Origin of the sequence: Planotetraspora silvatica (genome assembly GCF_016863315.1) — a bacterium.
GTDB lineage: Bacteria > Actinomycetota > Actinomycetes > Streptosporangiales > Streptosporangiaceae > Planotetraspora > Planotetraspora silvatica.
In genome coordinates, this window is the sequence record NZ_BOOQ01000024.1 from 98,819 (window position 1) to 115,427 (window position 16,609).

Sequence of the window (16,609 nt, forward strand, 5' to 3'; positions counted from 1 at the left end):
GGACATTGACGCGATGGACAGTGACGCGATGACGGCGAGGCGCATGCGCCGCCCGCCGGATGGGGACCGCAGGTGCACTCCTAGGGGGTCGCGGGGCTTGCGGGCACGAGACGGGTCACGGCCCGGTCCAGCGGTCGAGGTAGCAGGGGTGGTCGCCGCAGGTGTCGACGACCACGCCGTCGAGGAGGAAGGTCGCCAGTTGCTCCTGGCCGGCCGCGGTCTCCGTGGCGTCCGGCCCGTGCGGGTCCACGCCCTCGCTGTTGGGCACGTTCTCGACGGGCGGCGGCGGTGTCCCCTCGACCTCACCGTCTACGGTGCGCAGCGGCCCGATGTCCCACAGCGTGATGGTCGCCGGCCCGCGGTACGGCGAGTGCTCCATCCGGGGAACTCCCCAGAACGGCGTCTTCTCCCGCGACCGCCCAGGGTCGAGGATGGGCGTGCGGATGCGGGCGCCGATGGTGCGTGCCTCGACCCCCGCGGACCAGGTGGAGACCTGGTGATCACCGTAGGACGCGAGCAGGAGCACCTGGTGCGCGGGAGTGTTCGGATAGGTGTCGGTCGTCATGTGGTGCGCGTAGCCGCCTGCCTCCGACCGATCCCACAACATCTGCAACAGCCCGAAGATGATCTGCTGGTCGAGCTTGTCGGGATAGTTCTGGTCGAAGATCGCCTGGAAGGGTGCGAAGTCGACGCTGCGGTTGAGCAGCAAGCTGTAGTTCATGCCGGGAACGCCGAGCACGCCACGGGTGAAGTCGGGCGCCACCGCGGTGAGGGCGCCGCCCATGATGCCGCCCTGGCTCCCGCCCAGGTAGAGCAGTTCACGGGTGTCGATGACCGATTCGGTCCGGCCGTTCTCGTCGAACTGGAAGGCCGGGTTCGCCGCGAAGCCGTCCGGATGAATCATCGCCCGGCCCAGATAGAGGAAGTCGAGCATTCCCTGCTGGCCGCGGTCGGCGACCGTCGGGAACTTCGAGAAGTCGCCATAGGCCTCGGCGGCGGTCGCACGGTCGTCTCGCGCGAGGCCGATCCAGTCGGTCGCGCAGAACATGATGCCGTGGTCGTCGCCGAGCGTGTACAGCTTGCCGGAATCGACCTCGCCGGCGCTGCCGAGCAGGCCGTGGCCGTACAGCGACGGGTGCACCTTGTGGATCCGCCCGCCTGAGACGGCTGAGCGGGGAATGTTGCAGATGAAGTTCGCGGCCCGCTCGTTGCCGGGGATCTGGGTCGGCGAAGAGGAGCCGTTCGAGTAATGGAACGTCGCCCCGGATGGGCAACCGCTCTCATCGAGGTAACACGGCACGAAGACGCGTCCCGCGACGCGGCGGGCGACCTGGTCGTTTTCGCCCGTCTGACACCCGTCGGCGCCGCACTCGCTGAAGTCCTGCACCGAGTCGACGGCGAACCGCGGAGAGCGCCCTTGGACGCGCTTGTCGTCCAGGTCCCTGTCGCCGAGTTGCCGGAAGGCGTCGTCGCGGATGTGCAGCATCCGCTCGGAGAGGCCACGTTCGCCGGCGACCGTGAAATCCCAGGCGAGGTAGAGGCTCTGCCTTTTCACCCCGGACTTCTCGAGCGTCGCGAAGATCTTGTTCATCTGCGCCAGACGCCGCGAGTCGACCTTCCCGGCGCCGTGCTTCCCGCCGCCGTGCTGGGAGTCGGCGTACGCCGCGAAGGCGGGGCCGGGCGGGATGAGCCGGCCCGTCCGGTCGCGCATCGAGCGGAGCGCGACGATATAGCGCGTTCCCTCCGCGAGGTTCGCGGCCGGGTGGATGATCAGAGCCTGGCGGGCGGGATCGGTCGCGTTGGCGTCGAGTTCCGCCCAGTACGCCGTGCGCTTGCCGGTGCGGCTGTTGAGCAGCACGATCGGCGCGTCATCGTCGAGTGAGGCGCCGATGTCGGTGATCGGAGCCGCCTTGGTCTTCGTCAAATCGACTCCGGGCACCCTGGTGAGGATCGGCGTGCCGGGGCTGAACCCGTCGTTTCGGTTCCATTCCGTCGGGTCGATCGGCGTGCCGGCGATGTTCTGCGGCATCATCCCCGGTGAAAAGGCGATCCGTCGGCCGGTCTCCGTGGACGGGTCGGGAACGGTGAAATAGTCGTCGGGAAACGGCAGCAGGCAGGCGGACGGGTCGATCGGGTCGCAGCCGGATTGCGGGCTGCCGCGGTCGGGACCGTGTCCGGCACCGGGACCGGCACTGGGACCGGGGGGCGGGGTCGGTGCTCCTGCGGCCGCGGCGACAGGAGTGCTCACCATCAGGGCGGCCGTGACGGCCAGCGCGCTGAACAAAGCGAACGAGCGATTCATGCAACTTCCTCGGCTAAAGCCAGAATCGGCGTCGTGGGATGTTAACTCGATCACACGTCCGACAACTATCGGCGTTCACCCGAGAGTTCAGGACCGTTCGTTGTGATTTCTCCCAAGCGCCTGCAGGGTCAGCGCCGCACCCAGCACGAGGACGCCCCGCCCCGACCCGACGGAGTACCCCGTGAGCTCGTTTATCCGGGTCAGCCGGTAGTCGAGGGTGTTGGGATGGATGTGCAACGCGGCCGCCGTACGCATCCGGTGGAAATCGTTGGCGAACCACGCGGCGAGGGTCTGCACGAGTTCGGGCCCGGATTCCAGCGGCTGGAGGACGTCGGCCAGACGCCGGCCCACCTCCCCGGCGCTCGTCAGCACGTACTCCAGCAGGACGTCGTCGAGTGTGTACGTTCCAGGAGCGGCGTTCAGCCGTACGGCGAGCCGAAGCACATGGTCGGCCTCCGCCGCCGCGGGGGGCACGCCGCCCAGATCCGCTCCCGTCGCGACCGCCGCGAGCACCGGGGCGTCGGCGGCCTTCGCCATGCGCGCCACCATGCCCGCGGCCCGGGTGGCACGGTCGTCCGGGTCTGTGCGCGGGAGGAGGACCACACCGCCGCCGGGCGACAGGACGCTGAGCGACTGCGGCTCATGAGCGGAGTCGCCGGACAGGCTCTGCTCCATCCGCCGCAACTTGCGGCGGGCCGCCACGGCGCTTTCCACCTCCTCGTCGCGCTCGTCCACTGAGGACTCGACCCGAACCGCCAGCACGTGATATCCGACGGCCAGTCGATGGCCGGCGCGCTCGGCCAGTTGGCGTGCGGGCATTCCCGCGAGGAGCGCCTCCGCGAGTCGGCGACGCGCCTCCCGATCCTCGTCGTGGATCGCCTGCCGCTCCTCGAGGTACGCCGCGGCGACCGCGCCGGTGACGACGTTATTGAACGTGATCACCAGGTGCGCGGCCTCGAACAGGTCCGCACGCTCGTCCTGATGCGCGTCGTCGCAGAGTTCCTGCCACCCGATCCTCGATCCCACGCGATAGGCCGCGAGCACCATCTCCAGCGGCACATGTTCCTCCGCCCGCCGGGCCGCGCTGCGGCGGACGATCAGAAGCTCTCGCTCATCCGGCAGTTCGTCATGGCTGAGGACGCGGAGAAAGAGCCGCAGGTTGTGCCGGCAGATCTGGAGGACCTCACCCTCCAACTGCTCCCTGGGCAGGTGGGCATAGAGGGGGATCTCCGCTACGAAGGCGTCGACCATCCGGTCGGCGAGCAGGTCGAGACGCGTCGCGACACGCTCGGCGAGAGCGTTCAGTCGACGCATGTCGGTCCGGCCGCCATTCTCACAGGCCCTTCGATGATCAGGTGAGGTCATCGTATTCCCGGCCGCGTCGGCGTGACGACGGCGTGCGGAGAGGCCCATGCGGCGACGGGCGCTGTGGTTGTGACAGGGAGGGTGCTGGGGTCGAGCGCCGGCTCGGCCCCAGCACCGATCTGGAGCGGTCCTGTCACATCACAGCGTGGCGCACTGACCCTGCTTGGGGCCGGTGACGGTGTTGGGCTTTCCGTTGTCGACCGGGGCCGGTCGATTGCCCGCGCAGTTCAACGGACCGGTGATCTTGTTGCCGGAGATCACGGTGGTTCCCCCGGTGCCGGTGACCGACACCGGGCCGGTCACCGTGTTGACGGCGCATCGCCGGGCCGGGTCGCCGATGGTGACCGATGTGGCGCCGTTGACGTTCACCGAGCCGGTCACCGTCGTGTCGCAGAGGGCCACCACACTCGCACCCGAGGCCTCCACCGGTCCGCTGACCTTCGCACCGGCGGTGGTCAGCAGGCCTGCGCCCGCTCGGACGACCACTGGCCCGGTCTGAGTGGCGCCGTCGAGGCACAGCACGCCCGAGGAGACGACCAGTGGCCCGGTGTGGTTCGTGGTCTGGATGGTCGTGCACCCCGGCTCGGTGGTCGAGAAGTAGTACGTGTTTCCCGCCTTCGTGTCGAACTCGAGGAAGCCGTCGTGGACGGTCACCGCGGTGAAGTGGCCCTTGTCGTCGGTCACTGTGACGGCTGATGTCGGCCACGGGTTCTTCAGCCTCAGGTTGCCGCCGGCCTTGCTCGTGATCTCCAGCGAGTGCACCACACCCCCGGTTTGCGCGGCGGACACCTCGAACGCGCCCTTCGCCAGGAGGCGGTGGAAGCTCGCGTCGCGGTTCGCCGGCCAGTCGGGGAAGACCGCCAGTTTCTCGCCGTCGCCGTACAGGAGCATGCTGTTGAGCCCCTCGGTGGCCGCCGCCTTCTCGATGCCATGGAAGCCGTCGGCCACGGCGAGGTTGGGGGCGAGGCCGATGGTGCCGTTCAGCTGCGTCTTGAGCCGGGTGATGAGGGTCTCCGGGTCGTAACCGACGCGGGCGGCCTGGGCGAACACCTTCGCGAAGGCGTTGAGCTGGCCCCAGGAGTTCATCTGCTGCACGGACGCCTGGCCCCGTGCGAGGTCCGCCGGTGACGAGAAGATGTCGACCTCGTCGCCGGGCTGGATGACCTCCAGGTTCACGGTGTTGTCGCCGGAGCGGAAGTTCGGGCCGGGCTGCCCGTTCTCCCCGATCATCGTGCCGTCGTCGGCGAGCGCGTAGACCGAGGCGCCGTTGCGAGTCGTGGTCGGCGTGGGCGCGAGCCGGTTGAGCATGTCCTCCCAGACCGCCCGCTGATTCGGGTCGTCGTTGAGGAGCTTGCTCGCTTCGATGAGGGTCTTGAGCGTGGTGCGCAGGAACGGGACGTCTGGGCTGGAGTTGCGGCCCCAGGTGTTCTCGTGTGGTCCGGCCCAGAGGTTGAGCCGCCCACCGGGGGTGCCGCCGTCGTCGAGCCAGTCTTCGAAGAAGGCGGCGATCTCCTTGAGGTACGGGTACGCCTCGTTCTGCAGGAATGCCTTGTCCTGGGTGTACTTCCAGTAGTCGACGTAGAGCATGGCGTTGAACAACCCGTTGCTCGTCTGCTGCAGGTACGAGCCGGGGAACTGGCCGCTTCCCTGCCCGCCGCTCGTGCTGCCCCATGGCCCGATGCCGACGGGGAACAGGACGCCGTCCGCGCCGCCCGCGAGGTCGGGTCGTGTCGCGACGTAGTCGGGCTTGATGCGGGACACGTCGTTCTTGGCGCGGGCCTTCGCCGCCGGGACGTAGTCCTTGACCACCTGGTAGTACGGCAGGGACAGTTCCGGCCGGTTGCTGGAGTACACGCCGTAGAAGGGCGCCTGCGCGTTGTAGTTGAGGTGGTAGTCGCCGGAGAACATCGGCTGGTCGGTGGTGAACCAGATCCCGTACAACGCCGGTGCGAGCTTCCCGGGCCGCGAGGCGGACCCGATCTCGTACTGCGCCCCGTAGTAGTAGCGATCGAGGACCGGGTCACCGAGGTCGACCCACGACTGCAGCCAGTAGGCCTTCCACCAGTCCGCCTTGCGTTGCGCGAGCTCTGTGAGGGATGCCGTGGTCTGGCCGGTGATGAGATCCTGGGCGGTCGCGAGTGTGTCGGTGGGGTTCCGGCCGCCGCCGCCCACACCCGTGACGATCTGCACGGTGGTGCCGGGCTCAAGCCTGAAAGTCGCCTTCGCCGTCGCTGAGGTCGAGGTGTTCGTCGCGGCCGGCCTCTGCAGTTCGGCGCCGATCACCCTCGTCGCAAGCGTTGCCCGGGACACCCATTTGGCCGTCGGGATGTTCTGGGTCTCCCTGGTCGCCCACAGCGTCGAATCGTCGACCCCGGAGGTCTCGGTGTAGCCGCCGTTCGCGCTGCCGGCGCCCGACCAGGTCGAAAGCTGCAGGTCGACCGGGTCGGTCGCGTGCGAGGTCAGCTCCGTCACGACGACGTTGCTGTCGCTGCCCTGCCAGGTGTGCATGGTCAGGTGCGCGTCGTCCATGGACATGTCGGTGTCGATCGACGGGTCGAGGATGTTCTGTCGCTCGTGGAAGGGCGGCGCGGGAGGAGGAGTCGTCGCGTTGGGGTCGGCGTACACCTCGATCTGGCCGAGGCGCGCCCGCGGGTTCTGGGTCGAGTCGGGCGTCGACTCCTGTGTCGGCTGCACGTAGTACACGCGCACCCAACGCGCTGACACCGGGGTGAAGCTGATGTCCGTGGTGTTCGCCGTGTTGTTCGTGGATGACGTCAGCGTCGTCCACCCCGGAGCGTTCGGATCTGTGCCGGGGGCGGTCGTGTCGTCGCTGTATTGAATCGAGAACACCTTGGGGGTGTTGGCGTCCTGACCCGGACGGGCGGCGGCGTCGTGCCGCAGCACGATGCGCCCGACCGTCGTCGGCGCCCCGAGGTCGAGGCGGAACCACTGCGGCTTGCCGACGTCGGAGAACCAGCCCTCGAATCCCGAGTTGGGGGTCCACTGGCCGTTCACCGCGCGGCTCGCGTTACTGGAGTTGGTGGATACGGCCACCGGCTTGTTCAGCGCCAGATTGAGCGACGTCTCTACCGGAGCCACCGCCTGCAGCGTGACACCGCCGAGTCCGGCCGTCTGGATCGAGGAGCCGCCGTTCCAGAAGTCGCCTTTGGAGATGATGAAGGTCTTGACCCCGCGGGAGCCGGCGGAGCTCACCCCGACGTCACCGTTACCCAGGTAGGCCGTGTTCGGCATCGTCTGGCTGATCGCACCGGGGTAGTTCTCGTTGTTCCAGTCACCGGTGATTCCGGCGAGTTTCTGCGACAGCGTGGCCCATTCACTCGTCGGTGTCTCGGCCGATGCCGGGGCAGCGGATGTGGTGACGACGCCGCTCGCCATCGCGAGAGCCATGGCGAGGGATAACGTTATCTTTCGTGGCATGAATGCCCGGACCAGGGCATGTGACGTCCTCATGGGCTTCTTTCTTTGCGGAGAGGGGCTGCTTCGGAACAGATGTCTGGCTGGTCCGCACTGATCGTGTGCACTGATCGGCCCCACCGCGGCGGGGGCGCTCCAGTCGAGGGATCACTCAGGCGCTCCTCATCCGAGGGGGGAGGGACGGAGGTCATGGCGTCAGCAAGCGAGACCGCATTTACGCGGCGAGACATCCGAGCTATCGGCCCGGTTTTTGGGAAGTTAGCCCGTTGTTACCGCATCGTCAAGAGTCAAGGGTGGCGATACACCCGATGTCTGCTGGAGTTCTATCCCACTTAGCGCCATTCGGCCGAATCCGTCCGCGTGGCGCGCATCCGTGACCCCCCGGGGCCCGGTGATCGATCGGCGGCGTCGGCTGACCTGCGGTCCACGCGGATGCCCTCGAACCCCCCCATTCCGGGGCCGCGGGTTCCTCCTCCGGAGGCGCTCCAGGACTACCGGATGGTCTCGCGCGCGGTGAGCGCCCCGAGGCCACGGATGAACAGCTCCAGATGACGGCGCGCGAGGTCGTGCTTCGCCTCCGGGGACAGCGGGCCGGGGAGGGGGCGGGCGATTCGCACGAGCATCATCCCGACGTCCTCGAAGGTGACGTCGGGAGGCAGCACGCCGGCCGTCCGCGCCGTGGCGAGGATCTGCCGCACGGCGCGGGCGGACAGATCGCGCATGGGGCCCAGTTCGGGGTCGTTTTCGAGGTCGAGCACGTCCATCAAGGCCGGCAACACCGCGGATACCCGCAGTTCGAGCGCCTCGCGAAGATAACGCGCGAGCGCGGCGAACGGGTCGGGCTCCTGCTCGACGGCCGCGCGTGCCGCCGCCGCCGTCCTGGTCAACGCGTCCAGAGCGAGCGCGTGCAGCAGGGTTTCCCGGTCGGGGAACCGGCGATACAACGTGCCGATGCCGACTCCCGCGCGGCGGGCGATCTCGTCGAGCGGCACGTCGTGCCCCGACTCGGCCACCAGGTCCCGCGCGGCGAGCAGGATCTGCTCTTGATTGCGTCGAGCGTCGGCCCTCAGCGGCCTGGCCATCGTCCCGCCCCCTCCAGCTTCATGCCGGCAGCATAGCCAGTAACTGGAGGAAAATTCTCCACTTGGTCTTGTCGGAGTCCTCTTGCCATGTGACAGTGAATCGGAGGGTTTTCCTCCGCTTAAAGATGGACCCGAAGGAGAAAGGGAGAGATCACCATGAGTCCGCAACAGATACTCGATCTCGTCAACCGCTGGGCGCAGGCCGAGATGGACGGCGACGTCGACGCCTATGACGACCTCCTCGCAGCGGACTTCGCCGGCATCGGCCCCGTCGGGTTCACCCTCGGCAAGCAGCAGTGGGCCGCCCGCCACCAGGGATCCCTGAAGAATCACCGCTTCGAGATCCTCGAGCCGCAGGTGCGGTTCTACGGCGACACCGCGATCGTGGCAGGAGTTCAGGATCAGCGCACCACCGCCATGGGACGTGACGTCAGCGGGTCATTCAGGCTCACCCTCGTGGCCGTACGACGGGATGAGCGCTGGCTGATCGTCAACATCCAGCTCAGCGGTCCGCTCCAGTCCCCGGCGGACCCGCCGCCCTTCGCCCGCGACGGCCACGCTGTCGGGCAGGGCGCACCGGCCGTCGCGACGATCTCCCGGGCCGAGCTCCGATCCGCGATGCACACCGGTACGGTCACCGTCGTGGACGGGCTGCCCGGACCCGCCTATCGGCGCAGGCACCTGCCCGGTGCCCTGAACCTGACCGCCGAGGATGCCGCGAAGTCGGCGGACGATCTGCTGCCGGATCGATCCGCGGCGATCGTCGCTTATTCGACGGACTCCGCCTGCACCCGAGGCCCCGACCTCGTCGCCGAGTTGAGGCACCTCGGATACCGCGATGTACGCCTGTACTCCGAGGGGATCGAGGGCTGGACCCGGTCGGGTCTCCCCGTGGAGAACGATCAAACCTGAGCATCCGCCGCCACCCCGAAGGCCGCCGGCGCAGGCGGTGGTGTCGGCGTGGCCTCGGGCGTCTACAGCGAGCGCGGTAGGCGAGGACCATTCCCAGGGCGGACGTCACGGCATGTGACATCGGTGAGTCTTGAGGCATGAACGACACGGTGCTCGCCTTGGCCCTGTGCGTGGCATCGTCGGTGTGTTATGCCCTGGGGGCGATCGCGCAGCGGCGCATCGCCCTCACACCCACGATGGACGCGTTCCGATGGTTGTGGGCCCTGGGGCTGAACCTCGCCGGAGGCGCGCTGCACGTCGCCGCTCTGAGGTTCGGTCCGGTGACGATCGTCCAGCCATTGGGCGCGTTGACTTTGGTCTTCGCGCTGCCGATGCGGCGCGAGCCGTCCGCGACATCCCGCTCCGAGTGGGCCGGGGCGACGCTCATCGTGATCGCGCTGGCGGGACTGGTGTCGCTGATGCTTCCCGCAGGTCCGCCCGCCCTCAGCGCGTACCAGGTGCTCGTGGTCGGCGGTGTGAGCGCGGGCGTGACCGCCGCGCTCATGGCCGTCTCCGCGGCACCTTCCCCGATGATCCGTGCGCTGTCATTGGCCGCCGGAGCCGGGATCGCCTTCGGCACCGCGTCCGCACTGGTTCCCGTGGTGCTCGCGGTGACTGGCTGGACGGTCCTCATGGCGGGCGGACTGGTCGGCTGCTTCGCGCTGGCAGGGGTGGCGCTGTCGCAGTCCTCCTATCGTGACTTCGGCCTGGGTCTGCCCTTGGCGGCCCAGACCATCGCCAATCCCGTGGCCGCGATCGTGATCGGATTCACCGTCCTGGGTGAGGGGATCCGGTTCGGGGGGCTCGCCCTCACTCTGGTCACCGCCGCGGTGATGGCCTGCGGCGTCGCGATGCTCGCCCGCGGCGAGGAGGCTCGGCGAGCCGTGTCCGCGCATGTCGCAGGCTCGCGCATCGAACGGCATGACACTCATCCGGCATCTGCGTCAGGACGATGACGAGTCCATCCTCCGAACGCGCGAGTTGAAGGCGACCTCCTGGCCGGTGCGGAGATCAGCACAAGCAGGTGATCGTGAGGTCCGGACGGATGCGGTGGCGTGCCGCCACGGCCGGAGCGCTCCGAGCCCGGCCTCAGCGGAGGAGCGCGTCGACGTCGAGACGGTAGAGCGCGCTGAAGAGCGGCCAGGTCAGAGCGGCCATCTCAGCGGGAGGCAGGGGGCAGCCGCGCTGGAGCCAGTCGGCGGCCACGCCGATGAGCGCCCCGGCGGTGAACACGGCGGGAACGTCGTGCGGGATGTCCACCGGAGAGCCGCCACGCTCCAGGAGATCACCACCGGCGGCGGCCTGGCGTACGAGGTCGTAGACGGCCGCGGCGATGCGCCGGCGGATGTGGTCGACGAGGCGCGCGCTGCCCTGGGGCCCGAGGAGGGCGCGGTAGAGGCCGGCGTGCTCGGCGAGACTCGCGAAGAACGCCTCCAGCGACTGCGTCGCGTCCCGCACCGGGTCGGCCGAGTGGGGGCCCGGCGCGGGCAGAGAGCCGATCAAGTCGTCGATCATCGCGGTACAGGCGGCCTCGGCCAGCTCGTGGACGTCGCGGTAGTGGTCGTAGAAGGTCGAGCGGCTCACGCCGGCGTGTTCGGCGACGTCGGCGACGCTGATCCGGGACAGGTCCTGCTCCTCGACGAGCTGGATCAGCGCGCTCGCTAAGGCCGCGTGGGTGCGGCGCACACGCCGGTCACCCGACGAGGTGTTGCTCTCCCTGGTCGTGACCACACCGCCAGCTTACCTTCTGACTACACATGTACGTTTTCCTACACATGTAGGGTAATCTTCTGAACGGCGCGACCACCGAGAGGACTGCGACGCAACAGGAACCCCATCAGCCGCCTGTCCGCAGGCGATCGACCATCCACGCGGAGGAGATGCCCGATGAGCCTCGACGAGCAGGTCCTGAGCTACCCGATTCCCAGTGACGCGGCGCTCGAGCCGCCCGCGGAATGGGCGGAGCTGCGGAGCAAGTGCCCGGTGGCCCACGTGACGCTGCCCAGCGGTGACCAGGCGACACTGTTGACCCGCTATGAGGACGTCAAGCGGGTGCTCGCCGACCCGCGCTTCACCCGCCAGCTCAACGCGCCCGACGCCGCGCGGCTTTCGGCAGAGGGGGACGGGGTCTTCAGCAGCGAGATGGCGCAGATCATCCCCGACGGAGGCGATGAGCACCAGCATTGGCGGCGCCTGGTCGGCAAGTGGTTCACCGCCAAGCGCATGGCCGCGCTCCGGCCGTCGATGGAGCAGATCGCCGAGCGGCTCATCGACGACATGGTCAAGTGCGGCCCGCCCTGCGACCTCAAGGCCGGCCTGGGCTTTCCGCTTCCGGTGTACGTCATCTGCGACATGCTCGGCGTCCCGGCCGCCGACCGGGAACGGTTCTCCTACTGGTCCGACGCCCTGCTCAACCTCACCCGCTACAGCCGGGCCGAGATGGAGGCCGCCCAGGGCGAGTTCTTCCAGTACATGTCCGACCACGTCGCGACGAAGCGCGCCGAGGCGGGGGACGACGTCCTCAGCGAGCTGATCGCGGCCGGCGGCCCCGAGGACGGCGGGCTGACCGACCTCCAGATCCTGGTCACCGGCATGGCGCTGCTGGTCGCCGGGCACGAGACCACCGCCAACATGATCGGCAAGATGGTCTCCATGCTGCTCGCGGACCGCAGCCGGTGGGAGCGGCTGCTGGCCGACCCGTCGCTGATCCGCACCGCGGTGGAGGAGGCGCTGCGGCTCGACGCCAACTCCGGCTTCGGCCTGCCGCGCTATCTGCGCGACGAGACCGAGGTCAGCGGAACGGTCCTGCCGCGCGGCACCACCGTGGTGTGCAGCATGGCCGCCGCGAACCGCGACGAGAGCGTCTTCGAGGGCGCCGCGGAGATGGACCTGCGCCGCAGCCCCAACGCGCACCTGGCCTTCGGCGTCGGCGCCCACTCCTGCCTCGGCCAGGCGCTGGCCCGCACCGAACTGCAGGTCGTGCTCGAGGTCCTGCTGCGCAGGCTCCCTTCTCTGGAGCTGGCCGTTCCCGTGGAGGAGCTGGAGCGCGTGGAAGGGCTGGCCGTCGGCGGCCTGCGTACGGTCCCGGTCCGCTGGTGACGTGGCACCGCCGTGCGCGGCCCGCAGAGAGGAAGCCGACATGAAAGTCACCGTGGACGAAGACAAATGTTGCGGCGCCGGCCAATGCGTGCTGATCGCGCCGGAGGTGTTCGACCAGCGCGAGGACGACGGCATCGTCATCCTGCTCGAACACGAGCCCGGTGAGGGCCGGCACGTCGCGGTCCGCGAGGCCGCCGCCGTCTGCCCCGGCGCCGCAATCGAGGTGACCGACACGGAGTGAGCTTGACGCTCCTCCCGCTGGGTGGCGGCGGAACGGTGACGCCGTCCTAGGTTCCGGAGATGACCTGGACGGCGGCACCGGGCGATCCATCAAATTATTCCTTGACACGAATATTCTCTGTCGAGAATACTCGTGCCCATGGACGCACTCCTCATCGCGCTGGCCGACCCGGCCCGCTGGCGGCTCGTGAGCCTGTTGGCCGAGCGGCCCCGCTCGGTCGGCGTCCTCGCCCAACTCGCCGAGGCCCGCCAACCGCAGACGACCAAGCACCTGCAGACCCTCGAGCGCGCAGGCGTCGTCACCTCCGAGCGCATCGGCCAGCGCCGCATCTACGCGCTCCGGCCCGGTCCACTGCGGGATCTGGCGGCGGCGCTCAGCCGACTCGCAGACACCGCGGACCAGGTCGGCGGCCCGCGCGCGACCTTTGACCGCTACGGGCTCCGCCTCGACGCAGAGCGGCTCGCCGCGGAGGAGCCGGGGTGGGCCGACGGCTCGTTCAGGTTCCTCCGGCCGCTGGCGGGGAGCCCCGAGCTGGTTTGGCGCCATCTGACCGAGGCCTCCCTGCTCGCCCGATGGTGGACGCCCGACGACCTCCGCGTCTCCGAGCTCGTCTTCGAGGCGCGACCGGGTGGGCGGATCGTCCAGGAGTACCGCGATGCGGAGGACGCCGACGGCTCCGACCTGGTCGCCGGGCGCGCGGAGGGAATCGTCGACGACGTTCGCCCCGGTGAGCGCCTCGCCTATCGACTCTCCCCTCTGCTTCCGGACGGCGGCCTCTCCTTCACCGCCCACGTCGACCTCGGCCTCCGGGCCACCGACACCGGCACGGACCTCGAGGTCCACTACCGGATCACCGACAGCACCGTCGACTCCGCGGACTTCGTCGCAGGCATCGAGATCGGCTTCGGCCAGAGCCTCGACAAGCTCGCGGCGACCCTCGCCGCGGACTCGCACGACACCGACGACACCGACGACACCGACGACACCCACGACACCGACGACACCGACGACACCGACGACACCCACGACGCCGACGGCACCGCCGACGACGCCGACACCGACACAAGGAGCACGAAGTGACAGAGCAGACCGCCGGCCGCAGAGTCGTCACCAACATGAGCCTGTCCCTCGACGGCCGCTACGCCGGGCCGGACGACCCCCAGGACATGGGCTGGGTGATGCCGTACGCCGTCACCGACGTCGCCCGCGACCACCTGACCAGACTCTGGGAGCCGGCGACGACGGCCCTGCTCGGGCGGGTCAACGCCGAGGGGTTCCTCGGTTTCTGGCCCGGCGTCATCGGCATGGAGGGCGCCGACCCGCGCGACGAGGGCTTCGCGAAGTGGCTCGTCGACACCGACAAGGTGGTCCTGTCCTCAACCCTCGGCGAGGCGCCGTGGGAGCGGACGACGATCGTCGACAAGCCGACCGCCGAGGTGGTCGCGGACCTCAAGGCGACCGAAGGCGGCGACATCCTCGTCCTGTCCAGCGCGAGCGTCATCAAGGCGCTGCTGGCGGCCGACGAGGTCGACCGGCTGGCGATCACGATCTTTCCGATCTTCCTCGGCGGCGGGCCGCGCCTCTTCGACGACGGTCTGCCCGCGGGGCGGTGGGCACTCGCTAGCCAGGCCGCGGGCGAGCACGGCACGTTGGCTCTCGTCTACGACCGAGTCCGCTGAGCCGGCCGACTGTCGTTCCGACGCTGCTCAGAGGGCCGACCCGATTGATCGGATTGGCCCTTTCGGCTTCTCGGGGAACGCGGGACCGATCCTCCATCGAGGCCGCAGGAACTCACGCGCTTCCTCACTGGCGGATCTCCATGTCCGTCACGAGGCCGCCGAGGAAGCGATATAGGTGCGTGACCTGGCCGTCCATGATGACCGCGCCCTCCTTGTCGCGCTTGCACCGTGACGGCGAGGCGACCGTCGCTCTCCCTCGTGAAGCCGGTGGGTACGACGGTCGGCTCGATGTGAGCCCACTGGCGCGTCCAATATTCGCGTACTTCATCGTGCCCGCGGACGGTGCCGCCCTCCCAGCCGTTCGGCCACACGACATCGACCGCCAGCGCTGCGAGCAGCGCCGGCATGTCGCGCCTGTTGAAGGCCGCATAGAGATCGGTCAGTGCGCGCTGCGGGTCGAGGGACTCTTGGGGGCTCATACCGCTCAGTCTCGGCCACACCACGGAGCACCTGCACGCCTGTTCACACCCGGTGAAATCTCCAGCTCGGCATCTGGGGCGCCCTGTTCCAGCCGTCACGAAATGAAACCCCTTTGCGCCGTTCATCCTTTCACTGCTCGAATGTACGGATGAATCATGACGAAGTGCTGGCGACATTCGATGCCCAGATGCGGCGGAACGCCCGTCCCGACGGCCCCGGAGCCCGGGTCGAGAGAGCGGGGACGACAACACGGCAGACCGGCGGTGAGAGCGGTTGGAACGGCGTCCTGTGGTCCGGCCTCGACGCGGAGTCCGCGGACGCGGCGATCCTGGAGCAGGTGAAGCACTTCACCGAGCTGGGGCTGGAATTCGAGTGGAAGCTCTACGCCCATGACCTTCCGCACGACCTGCCCGAGCTGCTCCGCGCGGCCGGGTTCACGTCCGAGCCGGAGGAGGCGCTGATGGTGGCCGAGGCCGGTGTGCTGTCCACCGCCGTCGTTCCTCCTGAGGGGATCACGTTGCGCGAGGTGACCGACGCGGCCGGGGTGGAGCTCATGGCGATCGTGCACGATCAGGCCTTCGAGACCGACGGATCCAGGATCAGAACGCAACTCCTGAAGCAGCTCACCGAAGCTCCGGACACCGTCGTCGCGGTCGTCGCCATGGCCGGCGACGTTCCGGTCAGTTCGGCGCGGATGGAACTCCCGCCGGACGCGGACTTCGCCGGGTTGTGGGGCGGCGGCACCGTCGAAGCTTGGCGCGGCCGAGGCCTCTACCGCGCTCTGATCGCCTACCGTGCCCGCATCGCCGCCGAGCGCGGCTACCGCTATCTGCAGGTCGACGCGTCCGACCAGAGCCGGCCGATCCTCGCCCGACTCGGTTTCGCGCAGCTGAGCACCACCACGCCGTACGTGTATCAGCCGAGGAGCTGACGTTCCCCCAGTAACGACGAGGCCGTCGCGGAAGCAAGATCCCGCACACGCGGCGGAGTCGAGGTCCGGGGGAGCGGCATCGCATCAGTGGGCGGGCAGTCGCATCCTGAGCTGGAGCCGTGATCGTCCGCTCTCCTGGTCGACGGCGACCTCGTCGCACAGCTGACTCATCACCCACAAGCCGAAACCGCGGGTCGCGCCGGGGGACGGACGTTGGTGGCGGAGGTCCTGGGGAGTGAGCAGGCCGGCGGTGTCGGCGACTTCGACGACGAGATGTGTCCCGTCGTTCCAGGCGCTCACAGAGCCAGATCCGCCGCCGTGTTCGAGGACGTTGATCGCGGCCTCATTGACCGAGATCACCAGGTCGTCGATCCGCTCTCCCGTCAAACCCGCATCGGCCGCATGCTGATGGAGTTGCTCCCGTAACAGAGCAAGGTCGGCGGTGATCGGCCAGTGCTCTCGCCAATCGGTGCTCACGAACATGTCCCTTCTCGGGGTGAACGCGGTCTCGGTTCTCACGGGCGACCGGCTCACCACCAGGACCAGGACGGATGTTGAGGGGTAACTACCCGCCTGGGGGCGCCCAATCCAGCCATCGGCTGGACGCGGAGCCCCGGCGGCGCCGGCGCGCGGGCTCAGCCTGCGGACGGAGATTGATCGGCGGAAGGCGCGGCGCGCAGCAGGGCGACGGCGTCGGCACGAGTGGGCTGTACGGCGAAGAACTGCACCAGTCCAGTCACCTGGAAGATTTTGAGAAGCCGGGGCCCTAACCCGGCCACGGAGATCGACCCGCCGCGCGCGGTGATCAGGGTACGCAGGGCGAGGAGAATCCTGATCCCCGTGGAGTCGCAGAACGTCAGCTCAGACAGATCAAGGATCAGTGAGCGATGGTCGTCGGCCAGCAGGTGGACGGCCCGTTCCCGCAACTGCTCGGCGTTGGTGTAGTCCAATTGGCCCTCCAACGCCAGGATGAGCGTCTGCGGCAGCGTGTCGTCAGGGTACGTGGCGAGGCTGACGGCGGCGGTCACGAGGACTCCTGTGGCA

Annotated in this window: 15 protein-coding genes; 7 read left to right on the forward strand and 8 right to left on the reverse strand. The window is 68.8% G+C overall.

The window, feature by feature from the left end:
- Nucleotides 1–115: 115 nt before the first annotated feature.
- From Psi02_RS18680 to Psi02_RS18695, 4 genes are all read right to left on the reverse strand, one after another.
- Nucleotides 116–2,302: a hypothetical protein gene (locus Psi02_RS18680; protein WP_239094978.1), complete on the reverse strand. Its 2,187-nt coding sequence runs from the start codon at nucleotides 2,300–2,302 to the stop codon at nucleotides 116–118.
- 87 nt (nucleotides 2,303–2,389) lie between these two features.
- Nucleotides 2,390–3,616, reverse strand: a complete 1,227-nt coding sequence (locus Psi02_RS18685) for a PucR family transcriptional regulator (protein WP_203975767.1) — start codon at nucleotides 3,614–3,616, stop codon at nucleotides 2,390–2,392.
- Between the two features lie 189 nt (nucleotides 3,617–3,805).
- Nucleotides 3,806–7,075, reverse strand: a complete 3,270-nt coding sequence (locus tag Psi02_RS18690; protein WP_203975769.1) for a discoidin domain-containing protein — start codon at nucleotides 7,073–7,075, stop codon at nucleotides 3,806–3,808.
- A gap of 518 nt (nucleotides 7,076–7,593) precedes the next feature.
- Nucleotides 7,594–8,184 carry a TetR/AcrR family transcriptional regulator gene (locus Psi02_RS18695; protein ID WP_203975771.1) on the reverse strand — a complete coding sequence of 197 codons (591 nt, stop codon included), beginning with the start codon at nucleotides 8,182–8,184 and terminating at the stop codon, nucleotides 7,594–7,596.
- Nucleotides 8,185–8,340: 156 nt separating this feature from the next.
- Here Psi02_RS18695 and Psi02_RS18700 point away from each other — a divergent pair, with 156 nt between their 5' ends.
- Nucleotides 8,341–9,096 (forward strand): SgcJ/EcaC family oxidoreductase, encoded by a 756-nt coding sequence (locus Psi02_RS18700; protein ID WP_239094979.1) that lies wholly within the window; start codon nucleotides 8,341–8,343, stop codon nucleotides 9,094–9,096.
- Between the two features lie 137 nt (nucleotides 9,097–9,233).
- Complete coding sequence (locus Psi02_RS18705) at nucleotides 9,234–10,091, forward strand: DMT family protein (RefSeq protein WP_203975773.1); 858 nt, start codon at nucleotides 9,234–9,236, stop codon at nucleotides 10,089–10,091.
- A 133-nt stretch (nucleotides 10,092–10,224) separates the two neighbouring features.
- On the opposite strand, the gene Psi02_RS18710 is transcribed toward Psi02_RS18705, so the two are convergent.
- Nucleotides 10,225–10,866, reverse strand: coding sequence for a TetR/AcrR family transcriptional regulator (locus Psi02_RS18710; protein WP_203975775.1), 642 nt, complete (start codon nucleotides 10,864–10,866; stop codon nucleotides 10,225–10,227).
- A 156-nt stretch (nucleotides 10,867–11,022) separates the two neighbouring features.
- Here Psi02_RS18710 and Psi02_RS18715 point away from each other — a divergent pair, with 156 nt between their 5' ends.
- The 4 genes from Psi02_RS18715 (at nucleotide 11,023) to Psi02_RS18730 (ending at nucleotide 14,154) form a co-directional block, all read left to right on the forward strand.
- Nucleotides 11,023–12,234 (forward strand): cytochrome P450, encoded by a 1,212-nt coding sequence (locus Psi02_RS18715; RefSeq protein WP_203975777.1) that lies wholly within the window; start codon nucleotides 11,023–11,025, stop codon nucleotides 12,232–12,234.
- Between the two features lie 40 nt (nucleotides 12,235–12,274).
- Complete coding sequence (locus Psi02_RS18720; RefSeq protein ID WP_203975779.1) at nucleotides 12,275–12,475, forward strand: ferredoxin; 201 nt, start codon at nucleotides 12,275–12,277, stop codon at nucleotides 12,473–12,475.
- 138 nt (nucleotides 12,476–12,613) lie between these two features.
- The gene (locus tag Psi02_RS18725; protein ID WP_203975788.1) at nucleotides 12,614–13,555 is read left to right on the forward strand and encodes a metalloregulator ArsR/SmtB family transcription factor; all 942 of its coding nucleotides are present in this window, start codon (nucleotides 12,614–12,616) and stop codon (nucleotides 13,553–13,555) included.
- On the forward strand, nucleotides 13,552–14,154 hold the full coding sequence (locus Psi02_RS18730; protein WP_239094980.1) for a dihydrofolate reductase family protein: 603 nt from the start codon (nucleotides 13,552–13,554) through the stop codon (nucleotides 14,152–14,154). Before Psi02_RS18725 ends, Psi02_RS18730 begins: the two co-directional genes overlap by 4 nt.
- Here the strand turns inward: Psi02_RS18730 and Psi02_RS41090 are convergent.
- Nucleotides 14,136–14,810: a nuclear transport factor 2 family protein gene (locus Psi02_RS41090; RefSeq protein ID WP_373317633.1), complete on the reverse strand. Its 675-nt coding sequence runs from the start codon at nucleotides 14,808–14,810 to the stop codon at nucleotides 14,136–14,138. The two genes, Psi02_RS18730 and Psi02_RS41090, sit on opposite strands and share 19 nt — an antisense overlap.
- On the opposite strand from Psi02_RS41090, the gene Psi02_RS18740 reads away from it, so the two are divergent.
- On the forward strand, nucleotides 14,783–15,565 hold the full coding sequence (locus Psi02_RS18740) for a GNAT family N-acetyltransferase (protein WP_203975792.1): 783 nt from the start codon (nucleotides 14,783–14,785) through the stop codon (nucleotides 15,563–15,565). The genes Psi02_RS41090 and Psi02_RS18740 overlap by 28 nt on opposite strands.
- An 84-nt stretch (nucleotides 15,566–15,649) precedes the next feature.
- Here Psi02_RS18740 and Psi02_RS18745 read toward each other — a convergent pair whose 3' ends face one another.
- Together Psi02_RS18745 and Psi02_RS18750 are read right to left on the reverse strand one after the other, a co-directional pair.
- A complete protein-coding gene (locus Psi02_RS18745; protein ID WP_203975794.1) occupies nucleotides 15,650–16,042 on the reverse strand; it encodes an ATP-binding protein in 393 nt (130 codons plus the stop codon).
- Between the two features lie 158 nt (nucleotides 16,043–16,200).
- A complete protein-coding gene (locus tag Psi02_RS18750; RefSeq protein WP_203975795.1) occupies nucleotides 16,201–16,593 on the reverse strand; it encodes an STAS domain-containing protein in 393 nt (130 codons plus the stop codon).
- Nucleotides 16,594–16,609 lie beyond the last annotated feature (16 nt).